The sequence below is a fragment of the Rhodopirellula sp. SH410 genome, assembly GCF_055811895.1.
In genome coordinates this window covers 6,520,582-6,538,338 of record NZ_CM147949.1, presented here as the reverse complement: position 1 = coordinate 6,538,338, position 17,757 = coordinate 6,520,582, and the positions used below count along the sequence as shown (strand labels likewise).

Annotated in this window: 16 protein-coding genes; 9 read left to right on the top strand and 7 right to left on the bottom strand. The window is 58.6% G+C overall.

The features are described from left to right. Window positions 1-22 precede the first annotated feature (22 nt). Together hemG and ppnP are read right to left on the bottom strand one after the other, a co-directional pair. Window positions 23-1,513, bottom strand: coding sequence for a protoporphyrinogen oxidase (hemG, locus tag SH410x_RS23885; protein ID WP_473671419.1), 1,491 nt, complete (start codon window positions 1,511-1,513; stop codon window positions 23-25). 42 nt (window positions 1,514-1,555) lie between these two features. Continuing rightward, the gene (ppnP, locus tag SH410x_RS23880) at window positions 1,556-1,834 is read right to left on the bottom strand and encodes a pyrimidine/purine nucleoside phosphorylase (protein ID WP_473671417.1); all 279 of its coding nucleotides are present in this window, start codon (window positions 1,832-1,834) and stop codon (window positions 1,556-1,558) included. Between the two features lie 283 nt (window positions 1,835-2,117). On the opposite strand from ppnP, the gene SH410x_RS23875 reads away from it, so the two are divergent. From SH410x_RS23875 to SH410x_RS23865, 3 genes are all read left to right on the top strand, one after another. After that, a complete protein-coding gene (locus SH410x_RS23875; protein ID WP_473671416.1) occupies window positions 2,118-2,756 on the top strand; it encodes a hypothetical protein in 639 nt (212 codons plus the stop codon). 704 nt (window positions 2,757-3,460) lie between these two features. Then, window positions 3,461-3,787 (top strand): hypothetical protein, encoded by a 327-nt coding sequence (locus tag SH410x_RS23870; protein WP_473671414.1) that lies wholly within the window; start codon window positions 3,461-3,463, stop codon window positions 3,785-3,787. After that, window positions 3,727-4,125 (top strand): hypothetical protein, encoded by a 399-nt coding sequence (locus SH410x_RS23865; protein WP_473671412.1) that lies wholly within the window; start codon window positions 3,727-3,729, stop codon window positions 4,123-4,125. Before SH410x_RS23870 ends, SH410x_RS23865 begins: the two co-directional genes overlap by 61 nt. Window positions 4,126-4,231: 106 nt before the next feature. Here SH410x_RS23865 and SH410x_RS23860 read toward each other — a convergent pair whose 3' ends face one another. The 3 genes from SH410x_RS23860 to SH410x_RS23850 form a co-directional block, all read right to left on the bottom strand. Beyond that, window positions 4,232-5,632 (bottom strand): phytoene desaturase family protein, encoded by a 1,401-nt coding sequence (locus SH410x_RS23860; protein ID WP_473671410.1) that lies wholly within the window; start codon window positions 5,630-5,632, stop codon window positions 4,232-4,234. Window positions 5,633-5,812: 180 nt separating this feature from the next. Next, window positions 5,813-6,064: an acyl carrier protein gene (locus SH410x_RS23855; RefSeq protein WP_473671408.1), complete on the bottom strand. Its 252-nt coding sequence runs from the start codon at window positions 6,062-6,064 to the stop codon at window positions 5,813-5,815. 86 nt (window positions 6,065-6,150) lie between these two features. Further along, complete coding sequence (locus SH410x_RS23850) at window positions 6,151-7,410, bottom strand: beta-ketoacyl-[acyl-carrier-protein] synthase family protein (RefSeq protein ID WP_473671406.1); 1,260 nt, start codon at window positions 7,408-7,410, stop codon at window positions 6,151-6,153. Between the two features lie 307 nt (window positions 7,411-7,717). Here SH410x_RS23850 and SH410x_RS23845 point away from each other — a divergent pair, with 307 nt between their 5' ends. The 4 genes from SH410x_RS23845 to SH410x_RS23830 all read left to right on the top strand — a co-directional run bounded on the left by SH410x_RS23845 (window position 7,718) and on the right by SH410x_RS23830 (window position 12,245). After that, complete coding sequence (locus tag SH410x_RS23845) at window positions 7,718-9,163, top strand: phytoene desaturase family protein (protein WP_473671404.1); 1,446 nt, start codon at window positions 7,718-7,720, stop codon at window positions 9,161-9,163. A 205-nt stretch (window positions 9,164-9,368) separates the two neighbouring features. Then, window positions 9,369-10,322: a ThuA domain-containing protein gene (locus SH410x_RS23840; protein ID WP_473671402.1), complete on the top strand. Its 954-nt coding sequence runs from the start codon at window positions 9,369-9,371 to the stop codon at window positions 10,320-10,322. 165 nt (window positions 10,323-10,487) lie between these two features. Further along, entirely contained in the window at window positions 10,488-11,405 is a 918-nt protein-coding gene (locus SH410x_RS23835) for an NAD-dependent epimerase/dehydratase family protein (RefSeq protein WP_473671400.1), read from the top strand. A gap of 324 nt (window positions 11,406-11,729) precedes the next feature. Next, the gene (locus SH410x_RS23830; protein WP_473671398.1) at window positions 11,730-12,245 is read left to right on the top strand and encodes a carboxymuconolactone decarboxylase family protein; all 516 of its coding nucleotides are present in this window, start codon (window positions 11,730-11,732) and stop codon (window positions 12,243-12,245) included. Window positions 12,246-12,511: 266 nt separating this feature from the next. Here the strand turns inward: SH410x_RS23830 and rlmN are convergent, their stop codons facing one another. Beyond that, the gene (gene rlmN / locus SH410x_RS23825; protein WP_473671396.1) at window positions 12,512-13,669 is read right to left on the bottom strand and encodes a dual-specificity RNA methyltransferase RlmN; all 1,158 of its coding nucleotides are present in this window, start codon (window positions 13,667-13,669) and stop codon (window positions 12,512-12,514) included. 191 nt (window positions 13,670-13,860) lie between these two features. Between rlmN and SH410x_RS23820 the strand changes: the two genes are divergently transcribed. Continuing rightward, window positions 13,861-14,418 carry a DUF4416 family protein gene (locus tag SH410x_RS23820; RefSeq protein WP_473671394.1) on the top strand — a complete coding sequence of 186 codons (558 nt, stop codon included), beginning with the start codon at window positions 13,861-13,863 and terminating at the stop codon, window positions 14,416-14,418. Window positions 14,419-14,565: 147 nt separating this feature from the next. Here the strand turns inward: SH410x_RS23820 and SH410x_RS23815 are convergent, their stop codons facing one another. Continuing rightward, window positions 14,566-14,703, bottom strand: coding sequence for a hypothetical protein (locus tag SH410x_RS23815; protein WP_473671392.1), 138 nt, complete (start codon window positions 14,701-14,703; stop codon window positions 14,566-14,568). A 6-nt stretch (window positions 14,704-14,709) separates the two neighbouring features. On the opposite strand from SH410x_RS23815, the gene SH410x_RS23810 reads away from it, so the two are divergent. Then, window positions 14,710-17,754 (top strand): CRTAC1 family protein, encoded by a 3,045-nt coding sequence (locus SH410x_RS23810; RefSeq protein WP_473671390.1) that lies wholly within the window; start codon window positions 14,710-14,712, stop codon window positions 17,752-17,754. Window positions 17,755-17,757 lie beyond the last annotated feature (3 nt).

Genomic DNA, 17,757 nt, shown 5'->3' with positions numbered 1-17,757 from the left:
CAACCGAGGACCGAGGTGCTCGTCACCCCTTGCGAAGCGATGCGAGGACGCGTTGGGCACCCCGCTCGGCGGCGGCGATCACCGGGGCGATGCCCACGCCTCCGTACGCATTGGTGACCAGTTCAATGTTTGGGATCTCGCGGATCGCAGAATCAATCGCGGCGGCTCTGCTCACGTGCCCGACGTCGTACTGAGGCATGGCGTTGTTCCAACGCACGACTTTTACGAATGCCGCGAAATCGTGAATGTTGCGTGAACGATCCAGTCCGATCAACTCACCGAGTTCGTTGGCAACGATCTCGACGATCGCCTCGTCACTCTGCTGCAGAATCGCTCGATGCAACGCACCGCCCACAAACGCGCGCACGATGACGTGATCGTGTGGCGCCCGGCCAGCGAACTTTTCGCTCGCAAAACTGCCCGCCAGGATCGCCCGCTGCTCATTCGGTGGGACGACGAAGCCGAAGGTTTTCGGCAGTCGAGCGATCGCGTGACGCGGGAGAGCGAGCACGACGATCGCGGTCGATGCGTAACGGATCGCGGCCAGGTTCGAGACAACGGTATCGATCGCGTCGGACTGCGCCCCGTTATCACACGATGACTGCAACGTGGTGAGCAGTTTGGTGGACACCGGGGCGGGGGATGCCAAGATGACGCGATCGAACGATTCACCGTGGGGACCGAGCTGAATCCCGGTCGCGGTGGTCTGCAAGGACTCAACGGGCGAACGCAAGCGGATGCATTCATTTCCCAGTCGATCGGCAAGGGTTTGAATCAATTCGATCATGCCACCGGGAAAGGCTCGGAACTGTTCGTACCGTGCTCCACTGCTCGTGCGTTCGGTTGCGTCATCACCCGAGCGTTTTCGCCGCAGGGTTGCCCGCGCGAGCGACCCGTCGGTCGCCTCCATGTCCCACAGCGGTTTCATCGTGGCAGCCATGCTGAGCCGGTTGACATCTGCGGTGTAGATGCCGGCGACCAAGGGCGCGACGATGTTGTCGAGGCACTCGCGGCCCAACCGACGAGAGACAAACGAACCGACACTCTCGTCCTCGACGGATGGATCTCGGGGGCGAACCAATCGTTCTGCGAGCAGTCGCAACTTGCCGCCGGGGGAGAGCAAGGGCGTGGACAGCATCGATATGATTTTGGTCGCCCGCATCAACACAAACCCGTCCGGGATCGGAATCAGGCGATCGCCGCGGGCGATCATCGCCCCGCGGCCTGCGAGTTCAGGACGCAGCAGGCGGTCCTCCACCCCGAGTCGCCGGCACAGGTCGATTGCCGCCGGCGGGTTCGTCGTGAACATGTCCGCGCCATGATCGACGATAAACGGCTCGCCGCCACGACCGACGATTCGCTCGGTCTGAATCACGCCGCCGATCCGGTCGGACCCTTCAAAAAGTGTGATTTCCAGTGGCAGGTCGTGAGTGTCCGCCAGCAGTCGCAGATGCGTTCCGGTGGCGAGCCCCGACAATCCTCCGCCCACGATTGCGATTCGAACGGGAGTCATGCCCAGTGCTTTCGTTGAGAATGGCGTGCGAACAAGGGACCCTTAGCGATAGAAACACAAATAGGCAGTCGGCTCGCTCACGCGGACCTGGAATTTCAAGTTGGCGGCAACCTTGAACTCTTGACCGGTCGAGAAGTCTTCGTATGCGTTCTGGCCGGGCAGTTGTACCGACAGGGTTCCCGAGACGACCTTCATCAATTCATTTTCGCTGGTGGCGAATTCGTACTCGCCCGCTGCCATCACGCCCGACGTCACGCGTCCTTCACTGTTTTCAAAACCGATCGATTTGACGTTTCCATCGAAATATTCGTTGATATTCATAGGTGCTTCCATAAGTAGGGGGCAAATGTTGGGCGGGTATCAAAGAGCGAAATGGGAACTGAGGTCGATGGGTTCACCTTTCGCCCGAGCGAGATCTTATCCGATTCGGGGCGAGAACCGAACGGTACAGCCTAGCCTCCCACGCTCGGGGAGCACTCTCGTTGGAATCGGGTTCGACCTTGACCTTCGATGCGTGCAGCGAGTAAACGGGTAGATCGATCGACTCGCTCGATCTCGACGCTCCCCCCAACCAATCACTGGATCCTCGACGGTAATCAATCAAATGAAGCGCCAATTCGCACATTATGGATGTTTGTTCGTGCTCGCCAGCGGCGCGGCACTGTGTGGCTGTAGCAAACAGGAAACTGCCAGCGCGCCAGCGGCCACGGCGACGACTGCTGTCGCGGCGGAACAAACCCCCGAACAGGCATCGGATGCTGAGGCGGTGGTCAGCCACTTCCTCGACCGCATCCGCCGGGGAGGTGAAAATCACAATGCCATGAGCCTGCTGACCGATCGCGCCCAGTCGGAGTTGCAGCGAATCGGTCAGGTCGTCCAGCCCATTGGATCACCGGACGCCCATTTTGACGTCACGCGTAGCACTCCAATGCCGATCGACGCGTCGGGTGAAGCGGAGAATGTCACCGGGCGATTAGTGCATTGCATTTGGACCGAGCCAGCGGTCCCGGGCGAATCGGGTGAGTCGGCCGGAGAGCCGCAAACCTACCAAGTCGTGTGGTCGGTGATGCTACAGAAAGATGGCTGGAAAATTTCCGGTCTCGTTCTGGAAATGAGCGCGGACGAGCCCCCAATGGTGCTCGATTTCGAAAATGGCGACCAAATGGCAAAAATTCTCGGTGGCCAGCCGGATGAACAAACGGCGACTTCGCCCGATCAGGATGAAGCCGCCCCGGTTCGCTAAGACCGATCGGTCTGAACACAATCGACGTGCTCTGGTCGCCACGAGCACGTGTCGGTGACGCGAATTCGAACATGCTGGTCGATCGCCGCGCATCGGTGTTAATGTCGAATTAGGTTCCTCTAAAGTGTTCCCGCGGCGGGTATGCATGCCGCTGGTGAGCCTCTATTCTCTGGGAAGTGCCTCGCACCCGATTGACTGCGGTGTCTGATGGGGCGCCGAGGTGCAGCACGGCCTCTGGCACAGAGATTGCGGGACAATCGCAACATCACGTTGTTGTCTTGGTCGTCGGCGCGATGGTCTCGCGATCGTTGGTCGTGAACCGCACTCGGCGCGGCCGAGTTGTCGATTTAGGAGGTTTAGGCAATTGACATTGCCTTTGCCGTGGCTAATGTAGGCAGCAACGCAGAACGAAAGCGGTAAAGTTGCCGCAAAGTCGCCCCTTGGAATCAATGGGCGTCCTTTCGTCTCTGGGTCGGTCGGTTCGCAGTGTGCGGTGCCGTCTGGTGAAATCAATTCACAGGGGTGCTTGGTTGCACCTCAAATGTTTCCAGTGTGCGAACTCGGATCGCACCGAAAACTCCGAAACTTTTGGGAGAATTAGATGAGTCGGAATTTGGTGAAAGGAACGGCCGCCTTCGCATTGCTCGTAGGCGCCTCGGTAGTTTTGAGCAGTCCTGCGGAAGCCGGTCTGTTTCATAAACTGTTTGCAAAGCATCAGTGCTGTCAGCCTGCTCCACAGCCCTGCTGTGAACCAGTCGCTGAACCTTGCTGTGAGCCAGCGCCACAGCCTTGCTGTGAGCCCGCACCGCAGCCTTGCTGTGGTGGCGACGCGCATCATGGACATCATCACGGCCACCACCATGCGAAACCTGCCCAGCCTTGCTGTGGCGGTGCAGCACCAGCATCGCCCCAAACAGGTGCTGGCTGCGTTGGTTGCGGTGAAGGTCAATCGGTCGTGGAATCGGCCAGCGTGGAATCGACCGACGGCATCGAACTCGCTCCAGGCGAATCGCTTGTTCCCGGTAGCGTGAGCACGACCAGCGAACCTGCTGCTGCCGAAGCGAAGGACGACAAGTCGGCTAAGGACGGCGACGCCGTGCCTAGCAGCAGCGACGAGAAGGATGCTCCTCCAGCTCCTCCAGAAGTTGCTGCCGATAAGGCCGCCGCTGACAAAGCCGCCGCCGACAAGGCTGCTGCTGACAAAGCCGCCGCCGACAAGGCCGCTGCTGATAAAGCCGCTGCCGACAAGGCTGCTGCTGATAAAGCCGCCGCCGACAAGGCTGCTGCTGAGAAAGCCGCCGCCGACAAGGCTGCTGCTGATAAAGCCGCTGCTGAGAAAGCTGCCGCTGAGAAAGCGTCCGATATCTAATTCAAAGAGCCCCTGGGCTCTCTGAAATCTGATCGTAAATCAAAACCTCGTGTGATGAATGTCACGCGAGGTTTTTTTGATTGGCGTCGCTAGCGGTTTGGCGTCGCTAGCCGTCCTCGAGAAGGCAGTGGCGGTTGGCCATGCTAATCCCGCTGACGATGGCGCCGACGATGCCCACAAACCCTTGGTCGGTGCCACATAGGTATAGATTGGGTAGATGAGTGCAGCCGTCAAGCTGTTTGTCGGGGGCACCGTACACCGCGCCATTGTCGTGGAACGTAAAACGACGGATCGTTTTGGGCGTGAATACGTCGGTTGCAATCACATTTGAGCGGAAATCGGGCATGAAACGGACCGCCGAGGCGACCGCAGCATCGTACTGCGTCACCTTCTCAGCTTGGTACTTCGCCTCGCTCAGTCCGCACCACTGATCGTGATTGGCGAGCGTTGTGATCCGTACGACTCCATCGGGCAGTTTCCCTTCCTCGGCGTCATAAATATAGTTGTTGGGACTGCAGATCACGCCCGTTCGCGAATCACAGAGGTGATCATCGGGGCGTCGCCAGTGAAATTTTTCCGAGTCGTTGTAGAAGACGATCGTCCGGTCGAAGCCGAGTTCTTTGGGATCGCGATCCAGAATGCTGATCGACTCAATGAACGATAATTGGCCTGCTTTGGCAATCTCAGGCGTCGTGATGTCGTCGCACATCCGCATGGTTTCAATATTGCCGGCGGACGACAGGATGCGTTTGCCCTCGATTTCGGTTCCATCATCCAGCACCACACCAACGGCCCGGCCATTCTCAACGTGAATGCGTGAGACCCCATGGCGTAGTTTGAGTTCGCCCCCGAGTCCCCGGAATTTGCGCACGAGGTTCTTGAGAATGGTCCGCACGCCTTTGTAGGGACGCCCAAACCCTTCGAGATAGCAGGCGCGGAACATGATGCAGAACTGACCAAAATCCATGTCGTCTTGGCGAGCATTGCCATACCACATCAACGGGCACAGCAGCATCTCGATCAGCAGCGGATCGGTGAGATGCTCGCCGAGCACCTCGCGGGAACTCCGCATGAACTCCGGTGAACCACCATCCATGTCGGAGTAATCCAACAGCGATCCACAGAGTGTGCGGAAACCATCGATTTGGTCGGGAAATCGAGACGCGATTTCGTTTTCGAGCAGCTCGATGTCGTTATTGAAATCCAGTGAAACGGATGGGAACCGGATCGACGACCCAATCTGCTCGGCGAGTTTAAAATCCTCCCATCCAAATCGCAATTGCCGAATCAATTTGGCTAGCGGACCGCGTTTGTCACCCTTGCGAGCGAAGTTGGTCATCGCGTGCAAACCGACGTCGTAATCTCGGCCGCCCATCCGGTAGAACGAATTCAGGCCCCCAATGGTGTAGTGCCGCTCGAGAATGCACACGCGTTGGTCGAAATGGGCCAAGCGAATACCGGCGGCCAAACCGCTCATGCCCGCGCCAATGATGATCGTATCGTACATGGGAAGCTATTGGTTAGCTTCTAGCTATTCGCTTCGAGCTATTTGGCGGGTGGGGTTGGGACGAGCCGAATGGATAGCGGGCCAGTAAAAGACATCGAATCCAAGGGTAGCTATCGTCGTCGGACGGTGGGATTCACGTTCTCGCCAACGTAGCTACGGGCTTATTCACGCGGTGATCGCTTAGAGATCTTTCATCTTCGGTTCGAGATAGGTCACCGTCGAATGCATGCTGGCGAGATTGCCGTAGTCCTCCTCGGGAATCTGCACCCGGTGCCGCTTGCGCAGCTCCATCACGATATCGAGAAAATCCATCGAATCGAGTTCCAGTTGGTCTCGAAATGGTTTTTGATCGTCGAGACTATTGAGATCGTCATCAGGAGAGATGTCTTCGAGGATATCTAAGATTTCAACGCGAATTTCAGCGGGGGTCATGGACGCGGTTGGACGTGAGGGGACGGAAGGGGACCACGGGGGCAACAGTTTCAGGGGCGGAGGGCAATCGCACAAGGCCTATGCGATTAAACCCGACCGATAATGACCACGGAATTGATGCCCAGCATCCCGAATGAATTATTCAGAATGTAATCAATGCGAGATTTCTGCTCGGGTTCATTGAGCACCAGTCCAGGCAGATCGCAGGCTGGATCGAGTTCATCGACATTGATGGTCGGGTGCACCACGCCGTCGCGAAACGACATCAAATTCCCCGCCAACTCCAATGCCCCGGCCGCTCCCATGGCGTGGCCGATGTAGCTCTTGGTATTGTTAATCCGGACATTGTCGCAGTCTCCGAAGATCGTTCGCAGGGCTTTGCATTCCTGCGAATCGCCGCTCATCGTGCCCGTCGCGTGCGTGCTGAGAATATCAATTTGATTTGCGGTCAAACCCGCTTTGTCCAACGCCATCTGCACGCACTGCGCCTGCCGCTCGGGATTGGGCAGCACGAAATCTGTGGCATCCGTGTTCATCGCGTACCCCACGAGCTCCCCGTAGATTTCCGCGCCCCGAGCCCGGGCGTCACTGAGCCGCTCGAGAGTGTACAAACACCCACCCTCCGCGACGACGATCCCGCTGCGGTCTTTGTCAAACGGTCGCGATGCGGCCGTCGGGTCGGTGTGGGTCGCCAATGCGTTTTGGCTGTTGAAGCTGGCAAAAATGCCGAAGGTGTGGATGCTTTCGCTGGTGCCCCCGGCAATGGCCAAGTCGCATTCGCCCAATCGCAGCATCTGTGCCCCCTGGATGATCCCCGCGTTTCCGGCCGCGCAGGCGGCGCCGATCGTATAGTGCGGCCCGGTGATGCTGAGGTTGAGGGCGATTTCCCCGGCGGGGTTGTTGGCAACGGTGCGCGGGTTGTGATGATGGGACCAACAGCTCGTGTCGTAGTCGAATCCCTTGATGATGTAGATCTCGTTTTCCGTCTCCACGTTGCCGTGTTCGGTCACACCGACGTAGATGCCCACTCGAGATTTGTCGACATTTTTCCAGTCCAATCCCGAATCCGCGATCGCCTCGTTGGCGGTGTAGATCCCGACGCTGCCAGCCCGGGTGCCGCGCCGGATGTCCTTTTTGGACTGGTATTTGGTGGCGTTAAAATCGCAGATCCCGGCCAGTGTTTTGCCGAAGTAGCGGATTTCGTAGGGCTGGACGCCGCTGCGTTTTTCCAGCAGCGCGTCACGGAACGAGGCCAAATCGTTGCCATTGGGCGAAGTCAGGCCGATGCCCGTGATGACAATCCGTTGATCGTCAGGAAGTTTCGAGGCCGAATTTGGAGCGATCACATCAAAAACAGTGCGAGGTAGCTACGCCCGCCAGAGCGAGGAATTTGGGTTGGCTGCGATTCTCCACCGTCTGGCGACGGTTGCTACGAAAAATGCTTCACAGCGTTGCTGGCAGGGTAGCGTTGCAGCGGCAAAGACTCAACGCCCCGACTGGGCGATTCGTGAGCCGCCGCATTCTCTTTTCTGGTGGCGTCCCCGCGACGGACAGCGGAATTTCCTTACAATTGGGGGCGCTCGCGCTTTCGGCGTGCCGCCTGACGCTCCTGTTTTCCCCACGATCCACGTATAGCAACTGAAGTCAGAATTCATGGCCAAGGACTTTCTCAAAGGGATTGCCGACGAGTACGACGTGGTCGTGATCGGCAGCGGATTGGCGGGGATGACCTCGGCCAACGTTCTTGGTCGGGCCGGGCACCGCGTGCTCCTGCTCGAGCAGCACTACAAGCTCGGCGGACTGGCGACTTGGTTTCTTCGCCCCGGCGGGCATACCTTTGACATCTCGCTGCATGGGTTCCCCCATGGCATGGTCAAGTCGTGTCGGCGGTATTGGAGCCGCGATATTGCCGATCGCATCGTGCAGCTCAAGAACATTCGCTTCGACAACCCGCAATTTTCGCTCACGACAACCTTCAACCGCGACGACTTCACGCGTTTGCTCACGACCCGCTTCGCGATCCCAGAGAGCACCGTCAACGAGTTTTTCGATACCGCGCGGGGGATGAATTTTTACGACGATCAAGCGACCACAACCCGGCAACTTTTCGACCGATTCTTTCCCGGTCGCGACGATGTCGTGCGATTGCTGATGGAGCCGATCACTTACGCCAACGGCTCGACACTCGAGGACCCGGCGATCACTTACGGGATCGTCTTCAGTAACTTCATGAGCAAGGGCGTGTTCATTTATGAGGGTGGCACGGACGACCTCGTCGCGCGGATGAAGAAGGAGCTCACCGCCAACGGCGTTGATATTCGTATCAATTGTCCTGTCGAGAAAATTGATGTTTCCGAGAGCCCCCTGCAAGGGAGCCGCGTCGCGGGCGTGCGCGTCCATGGCCGCTCGATCCGCTGCCGCGCCGTCATCAGCAACGCGAACCTTCGCACGACGATCCTCAAAATGATCGGCCCCGAAAAACTCGATCGTGACTTCGTGGAGCAGACCCAGGCGGTGCGACTGAATAACTCGAGCACGCAGGTCTACATGGCGCTCAAGCCGGGCGAGGAGATCGACGAGTCGAGCGGCGATCTGTTTTTCACCAGCACGGCCAAAGAGTTCCGTACCGACCTGTTGCTCAGCCGTGACATCACCTCGCGAACCTTCAGTTTCTACTACCCACGCACCCGACCGACCAAGAAAGAACGTTTTGCAATCGTCAGCAGCACGAATGCGAACTGGTCGGATTGGGCGGATTTGAATCCCGTCGACTACGAAGCGAGTAAACTGGAGTTGGTCGAGTCGACGATCGAGGCGCTCGAAAAGTACATCCCGGGTGTGCGCGAGAAAATCGACCGCGCCGAAGCCGCCACGCCGCGAACGTTCCAGCACTACACGATGCATGAATCCGGGGCGAGTTTCGGTACCAAGTTCGAAGGGCTCGCCGTCAGCCGCGCTTTGGGCCAGCAAATCAGTGGCATGTATCACGCCGGCAGCGTAGGGATCATCATGAGTGGCTGGCTCGGCGCGATCAACTACGGGGTCATCGTCAGTAACGAGGTCGATCAACTCCTCGTCCGGGAATCCTCTCCGGTGTGAACGCGTGTCTCCGAACAGACGCATTGATTTCATGAGCCGAGTCGCGTGAGCGTCCGGGTGGCTCACGCTACCAGATGCCTGGCTGCTATTGGGCTGTCCATTGCCGATCGAACTTTGGCGAAATCAACACGCCGCTGAGCGCCCCGGCTCCCTCCGCGACTAAGCTTGAATCCGTTTCCATCCCCACCCCTCACCGTGCTCTCTCATGACAAAACTTTCTCACCATCTGTTTGCCGTCGCGCTATGCTCGCTCACGTTCTGTGCTGGATGGGTGTCTGCCCAGGACAGTGTTGATCCATGGCACAATAAAAAGGCAGAGATTTTCAAGCCGCTAAGCGATGACACCAAACAAGCGATCCACGACGCTGCCCCCGAGGCACCGACGGCCCAACCGCACCAGGCCCGTAAGATTCTCGTTTTCTATCGCTGCGAAGGATATGTTCATGGTTCGATTCCGTACGCCAACGAGGCGATCAAGGCGATCGCCGAAAAGACGGGTGCCTTCGACGTTGACTTCGCTGATACCTACGACGTGTTCACGAAGGAAAATCTACAGCAGTACGACCTCGTGCTGTTGAACAACACGACCGGGATGCAGTTCCAAGAACCATCGCAGCAGAACGCATTGCTCGATTTCATCGCCGATGGCAAAGGGCTCGCAGGCATCCATGCGGCCAGTGACAACTTTGGCGATTTCCCCAAGTGCCGCGCTCTGGTCGGGGGTCAGTTCGGCGGTCACCCTTGGGGAGCGGGCGGTACCTGGGCGTTCAAGCTCGACGATCCCGAGCATGTTTTGAACGGTGCCTTTGACGGCCAAGGGTTTTGGCATAGCGACGAAATCTATCAGTACCAGCCCGCGAGCTATCAAGGACCGCAGGTGCTGCGGTTGCTGGTGAGTCTGGACATGAACCAGGACGAAGTTTCCCAGCGAATTGACGATGGACCGCGTGAGGTGCCGGTGTCTTGGATTCGGACCGCCGGCGAGGGCCGGGTCTTCTACACCAACTTTGGCCACCGCAACGAGACATTTTGGAACCCGGCGATGCTGCAACACATCCTCGATGGCATCCAATACGCCATCGGCGACCTCGCGGCCGATGCCACACCAACGGCCGAGGCTGGCGACTTGAAGCCCGCCCTCGCGCCGAATAAGGAATGAGCGGAAAATAACTGGCTGAAATTGTGGCCGAACGCTCCGCGGTCGGCTATTCCGACCGCGGAGCGTTCGGCCACAATTTCTAAGAAGACATCCCTCTCCGAGGCACGCGTCGGAGTCTCGGCGAGACTCATCGATTTTATGCCCACGCAAAAAAAGGACACCGAGATGAAGATAGCACTGACTGGCGCGACGGGGTTTATTGGCCGATACATCGTCCATCAACTCGATGGCGAAGGCCATTCGCTGCGATGCTGGCACCGCCCGTCGAGTGACCGGCAAGGTTTCGAGTCCATCGGCGACTTGACATGGGTGGCCGGCGATCTGGGTGACCGAGGGCAAGCCGATGCTCTCGTGGAAGGCTGCGATGCAGTTGTGCACGCTGCACTGTATCGGCCGGGCACGGGGTTTATGGGTGCCGAAGGCGATCTCATCGAGTTCGTCGAGAAAAACGTGGTAGGCACACTGAAGTTAATCGAGGCCGCACGCAGCGCCGGTGTGGGCCGGTTCGTGGTGGTCTCCTCCTGTGCCGTTCATGACAAGATTCTCGGGGATCGTCCGCTCGATGAGACGCACCCACTGTGGGCCGCGAGCCACTACGGAGCCCATAAGGCAGCCATCGAAAAGTTCGTGCATAGTTTCGGCCTCGGTCAGGACTATCCGATCTGTGCAGTGCGACCCACCGGTGTCTACGGAGTCGCTCGTCCGGTCGAAAAAAGCAAGTGGTTTGATTTGATTGCCGCCGTCGTTCGTGGGGAAAACGTAGAATGTTCGCGCGGTGGGAAAGAGGTCCACGCCGCCGACGTGGCCAAGGCGATCGGGATCCTTCTGGAGGCCGATGGGATCAAGGGTGAGGCGTTCAATTGCTGCGATCGGTACATCTCGGAATTCGAAGTCGCGACGTTAGCCAAAGAGCTTTCGGGAAGTTCATCGCAAATATCCGGTGAGTCAAAACAACCCAAGCATCAGATCGTGACGGACAAAATCGAGTCCCTTGGTATGCAGTTTGGCGGTGCCGAGCTGCTGCGGAAAACCGTAGCGGAATTGGTTGACAACGCGAAACAGGGCTCGAATCACGCTTCGTAGCGAGAAATCACGCTTCGTAGCGAGATTCGTTCAAATTGAATGGCGATTGCGAATCCGTTCGGCTGCCCCGCGTGGGCTCGCAAGATGGCATGGCCTGACTCGGCGCGAGACTTGCACTGCGTGGACGATGAAGTGTTCCCGTGCCGCTCAGACGCCGGGATGCGAGTTGAACTCATCGCGGCGTGTTGATTTCATGAGCCGAGCCGCGTGAGCGACCGCGTGACGCGTGTTGCCCGACGCCTTGGGCATGCGGATCATCCTTGCCGGTCGAATTTCGACTAAAACAAACGTCTGTCAGCCCTCTCCCCTCAATAGGATACCCTCATGCCCTTCGTGCAACCTCTCAAGCAAGCCGACGCACCGGCCGAGTCCCAACCGATCCTCAAAGCAATCGAGGAGAAATTTGGTCAGTCACTGAATATCTTCAGCACACTCGCGTACCAGCCCGGTGTGCTCGGTGGAACAGTCCAGCTCAATGACGGTATTCAGAACGATTTGCCCGCGAAACTCCGCGAGTTTGCGTACTACAAGGCGTCGACTCTGAACGGTTGCGGATATTGCTCGCACTATCACAAGGGTGCGGCAAAGAAAGCGGGGGCGACGGCCGCACAGATCGCTGATATCGACAACTATGCAGGCAGTGATGCCTTCAGTGATGAGGAGAAAGCCGTACTGGCGTATGCCGAGCAGCTGACCAAGACGGCGAACGTTGAGCCGGAGACTGCGGCGAAGGTAAAGCAATTCCTAAACGACACTCAGCTCGTCACGTTAGCGGCGACGGTGGCGTTGGCGAACTTCACCAATCGCATCAATCACGGCTTGGATATCGAACTGCCCTGAGTGCCCCATGCGTTGGTCGGATGAGCCGTGTCGCATAAGGAGCGAGCGGGGAATTACTGTTTGATATCGTGGCCGAACACTCGGCGGTCGACCATTCCGACGGCGGAGCGTTCGGCCACTTATTTTCCGCTCGTTCCTAAGCGGCCGTCTGGCACGCGATGCCTGACGGCAATCAGCAATCACGATTGCCGGTTGAAGCCCGATGGGATCAACCGGCCGCGCACGCCCGAACGGCTCCTGTTGTCAAAGGACCTTTCGGGAGGTCCTTATAGGCCGCCGTCGGGACTGCCCAGCGGCACCGGGGTTTCGCTTTTCCCTGCGGCGACCTGCTGACCGCGGTGGCGGCGAAGTTGGCCGCAGGCGGCGTCGATTTCGTCGCCTTTGCGTTGGCGAAACATCACGTTGACGCCAGCGGCCTCGAGGATCTGACGAAATCTCGCAATCGATTCTTTGCTCGGCGTCGCGTAGGGAAGACCCGCCACCGGGTTGTAGGGGATCACGTTCATCATCACCGAGCGTCCGCGCAGCAAGCGGGTGAGTTCGTGAGCACAGGCTTCCGAGTCATTGATGCCACCGAGCAAGACATACTCAAAGGTGAGCCGGCGTCCCGAGCTGGTGAAGTAGCGGTCGGCGGCAGCCAGGACGGGTTCAATGCCGATTTTCTTATTGACAGGGACAAGTTCGCTGCGGAGTTCGTCGTTGGGGGCGTGCAGACTGACGGCGAGGTTGTACGGGACTCCGGTCGCCGCCAATTTGTCGATCGCCGGTGGCAATCCCACCGTGCTGATGGTGATCCGTCGGGGGCTGATGCCGAGACCCTCGGGGTTTCGTGCAACATCGAGCGCCGCGAGCACGCCCGGTAGATTGGCGAGCGGTTCGCCCATGCCCATCATGACAATGTGGCTGAGCCGTTCGGTGTCGGGCAAGCGGTGCTGCAGGCGCAGCATCTGTTCGAGAATCTCGCCACCGGTGAGGTTACGGTCAACGCCATCGAGACCGCTGGCGCAGAACACGCAGCCCATCGCACAACCGACCTGGCTGCTGACGCAGATGCTCCGCCGATCCCCGTCACGCAACAGCACGCACTCGACTTCACCGCCGTCGATCAGCCGCACGAGGATTTTCTCGGTGCCGTCGCGAGACGTCGAAACGTGGGCTTCGACCGCGTTGAACAAGTCAAAGTCATCGGTTAGCTCACCACGCAGCTTGGCCGGCAGATCCGACATGGTGTCGAACGATTTCGCTCGGCCCGAATAGATCCAGCGGCGGATCTGCTTGACGCGGAACGCCGGATAGCCACGTTCGGCTAACCATGCGGCGAGGGCTTCATCGGAGGTGTCGAGCAAATGCTCTTTACGAGGCCGATTCGACTCATCGCCAGCGGTCGCGGATTGATTTTGGGGAAGAACGGGCAGCGAAGACATGGCAGCAGAGCGAGGGGCGGAAAAGACCGTTGAAATCCCATGAAATGGGTGGTCCCAACAATAAATGGTTGGTCCCAACAATAAGCGAGCGGGCCTGGGTGCACCAGCCGAAAAAGGTGCCCCAATCCCAAACGGGCTGCTGTCCCCGCCCGACGGCTACCGGGGATCCGCCAAAGCGTTAAGATTTTGCCATGGCTAAAATTCGTTTGATTGAACCGGTGGTGCGGTTTTGCGCCGTGATCTCGCGGCACGACGATGCCCGTCAGTGGGCTCAGGAACGGTTGTGCGAGCACTGGGGGGCGGCCGCGGAGGTCTCTTCGCCGACGGCGTTCACCGCCGGTGGGTTTTACGATTCCGAAATGGGCGTGGGGCTGGCTAAAGTTCTCGTCGCGTTTGATCCGTTGTCCGATCCGGGGGGGCTGGCCGACTGGAAACTCCTCACCAACCAATGGGAACGCGAATACGCTCAGTTGAGTGACCATGCCGAGCAACGGCCCCTGAATCTCGACCCCGGCTACATCACCCAAGCGAAATTGGTGCTAGCGACCATCAAAGATCGCGACCATCGGTTATACTTGCACGATGGCATCTTTGCCGAAGTGACGCTGAACTACATGGGCGGCCGCTGGATTCACCATCGCTGGAGTTATCCCGACTACCGCACCGATGAGGTGGCCGAGTTCGCGATGGCGTGCCGCGAGCGATTGCGGGCTCATCTGCTGCAAACCGGTGGCTTCCGCCGCGTTTGAGGCGAAGCGGCCGTTTGTGGTTTATTCGCGTACACGCCACGTTTCTTTCGATCCAACCTTTCTTTGGACTCGTAAAAAACGCTTGTCCGCTCCATCTTGGCGAGCCCGTTCGATGCCTGATCTCAAACTCAGCTTTGCGTTGAGGACCTACGAATCCATCAATGAGGCCCCGTACTCCAGGCTCCCGAGCGGTGGCGGGGCGTCCGCAAGATGACACGGATCATTCATTCGCCGCTGATTGAGGGCGCGGAGAGCGTTCATGTCGCGGATCGTTCGATGGGTCATTGTTCTGTGCTTCATAGTTCGGCGATTCATTGTTCTGATCGCGGAGCGATCAGCGACTTTCTCTGTACGATGCTGTTGGTCTTGGGACTGGCGTTGGCCGGTTGCTCGGGTTCGTCGACGGATATGGAAACGGAGGGCCTTGCTAAGTCAGAGGCGTCACCCGCTCGAGTTTTCCCCCAACAAGCGTTGACGGTGAATGAAATCAGCGGACTGATTGCGGGGGGCGACTTTGAGCAGGCGGACGCGGAGATACGTTCGATGCTGGCCGGCGACCCCAGCAATGCGTCGCTGTTATTCATGGCCGCGCGATCGGCTCACGGCCAAGGTCGGCTCGACGAGGCGATCGAGTCGCTGAGGTTGATCCCCGTCGACCACCCCGAGGCTGGTTTACCGGCCCTGGGGCAGACGGCCGATTGGTTGCTCGAAGCAGATCGGTTGGCCGAGGCCGAGTTAGCGTTTGAGGCCATGCTCGAGCACTTTGGGGATCTCGTGCCCGTGCATCGTAGGTTGGCGAATTTATACAACTCGCAATCCCGGCGAGTCGAAGCGGCGGAGCATGTCGACGCGTTGATCCGCCTGGGCGACGTGACCGAGAAGGAGTTGCTCGGCCTGACGACGTTGAGTGTGCCCTATCACGATGAACGGAGAGACGACATTCGTCGGGCATTGCCAACCGAAGCGCAGCCCCCGCAAGCGGTCGACATGCGTGACTTGGCAGTTGCCAAAGAGTTGGTCGTCCGCAGCGAACTTGGCCCCGCCGAAGATTGGGTTCGGCGGTTGCGAAAGCAGTTCCCGCAATCCGCCCCCGTGGCGGCGTTGGCGGGGCGGATTTACGAAGCCTTGCAAGACGATGATAAACTGCGGGCGTGGAGTGCTTCGCTGCCTGCGGGGATCGAGGACGAACCGGAATACTGGACCGCGATCGGGGCTTGGATGTTGAGATCCGCCAAGCCCGAGCCCGCGATTCGTGCATTCTGCGAAGCCGTCTCGCTCGATCCCACCGACCGCGTGGCGTACCTGCGTCTGTCCGAAGCCCTGGCTGCGGTCGGTGAGTTCGCGGCCGCCGAGCGAGTCGCGGCGCGAAAAACACTCCTCGATGATGCCTGGCAACTCGCTCTCAATGTGGGGCTGAGCCGGGAGACACGCGCCGCTGACATGCTGTCACTCGCGGAAAAGCTCGATCAGCTAGGGCGTCCCTGGGAAGCTGTCTCCTGGCGCATGGTCTCCGCCCATGAATCCGGAGGCCTCGAACAGTCATTGCCCGAATTGGTGCAAGTGCGTGAAGCACTTGCGCAGTCGGACGCCGGTGCGACCGTCGATGACCGCCTGTGTCACATCGACAAGTCTCGCTGGCCATTGCCCGATGCAGGGTTGCTGTCGCGTGGTTCAACAGGGAGCCTGGCGAGAAACAGAGCGACCGATTTCCCGTCGCAGCAGCGTTCCATTGAACTCGTCGATGTTGCGGCAGAGATTGGCATCCGCTTTCGCTATCACAACAGTCGTGAACAGGAACTCAAACGGGTGCGGATGTCTCAGGTCAATGGAGGCGGCATCGCGGCATTGGACTACGACCGCGACGGTTGGACGGATCTCTATTTTTGTGACGCGGGAGGACGACCGAACCACAGCGACGATTCCTACCCCAACCGCTTGTATCGCAATCGGGATGGCAGGTCGATGGTCGAATCGGCACTGGAGTCGGCCACGGATGATCGGTCGTACGGCGAAGGGGTGACCGCGGCGGATGTGAATCAAGATGGGTTCGCAGACCTCATCGTCGCAAACATTGGCGAGAATTGGTTGTATCTCAACAATGGCGATGGGACGTTCACGCGTCAGGGCATTGAGGGCTCGGGAGGTTGGACGAGCGGTTGCGTGTGTGCCGATCTCGATGGGGATGCATTGCCGGAGATGGTGGAGATTAATTACATCGACGATCCCTCCGCTTTCACAACGGAATGCTGGGGGGAAGGTTTCGATTGTTCGCCTCGCATTTTTGATCGTTGCCAGGACCGATTTCTCAAGCGAACTGTGCAGGGACGCTGGGTGTCCATGAAAAGTGTGAATCCAGGCCACCAAAAGCCGAACTATGGCTTTGCCGGACTGATCGCCAATTTTGATCGTCAGAATGGAAACGATCTGTTCATCACGAATGACACGACGGACAATCATTTTTGGATCAGTCAGGCAGACACCGATACCGGTGGATTTCGATTGGACAACCAGGCGGAGCTGCGCGGCTGCGCGGCCGGCGATCTCGCCCAGTTTCAAGGGTGCATGGGCGTTGCGGGCGGCGACTTTGACCACGATGGCTCGCTCGATTTGTGTGTCACGAACTATTGGCAGCAACCATCCAATCTGTTTTTGCAGCGGGCGCCCGGTTTTTTTATCGATGGTGCGTCTCAGTTCGGTATCGCCGAGCCGAGTCGAGCGACGGTGGGTTTTGGAATTCAAGCCGTCGATTTGGATCGGGACGGCTGGTTGGATCTGACCGTCCTGAACGGCCACGTCTTCGACCCTGCTGAAAATGGGACGCCGGAGATCCCGTTTCAAATGTTGCCACAACTCTTCCAGGGGAGCCCGGCAGGTTTTGAGCTGGTGGCTCATGCCCAAGTGGAAGATGCATCGCCCAAGTCGTCATTTTGGAACCAACCAACACTCGGCCGGACGCTCGTGCGAATCGATTTCAACGGTGACGGGAAACCCGATCTGGTTGCCAATTCGCTCGATGCTCCCGTTGCCGTTTTGGAAAACCGCACCGACACAGGACACTGGGTGCGATTGGATCTGGTGGGCACGACGAGCGAACGGGATGCGATCGGAGCGGAAGTCATCGCGAGGTGCGGGGATCAAGAATTCCATGGCTGGATGTTGGCGGGTGGGTACATGGGTGCCAACGAGCCTACGATCGACATGGGGCTGGGTGGATACCGTCACATCGATCAAATCGAAATTCACTGGCCCTCGGGTGCGGTACAATCGTTTGTAGATGTCGCAGCGGATGCGAGTTATTTGGTGATCGAAAACGAAGAGCGCATGCATGTTCGCTAGTGG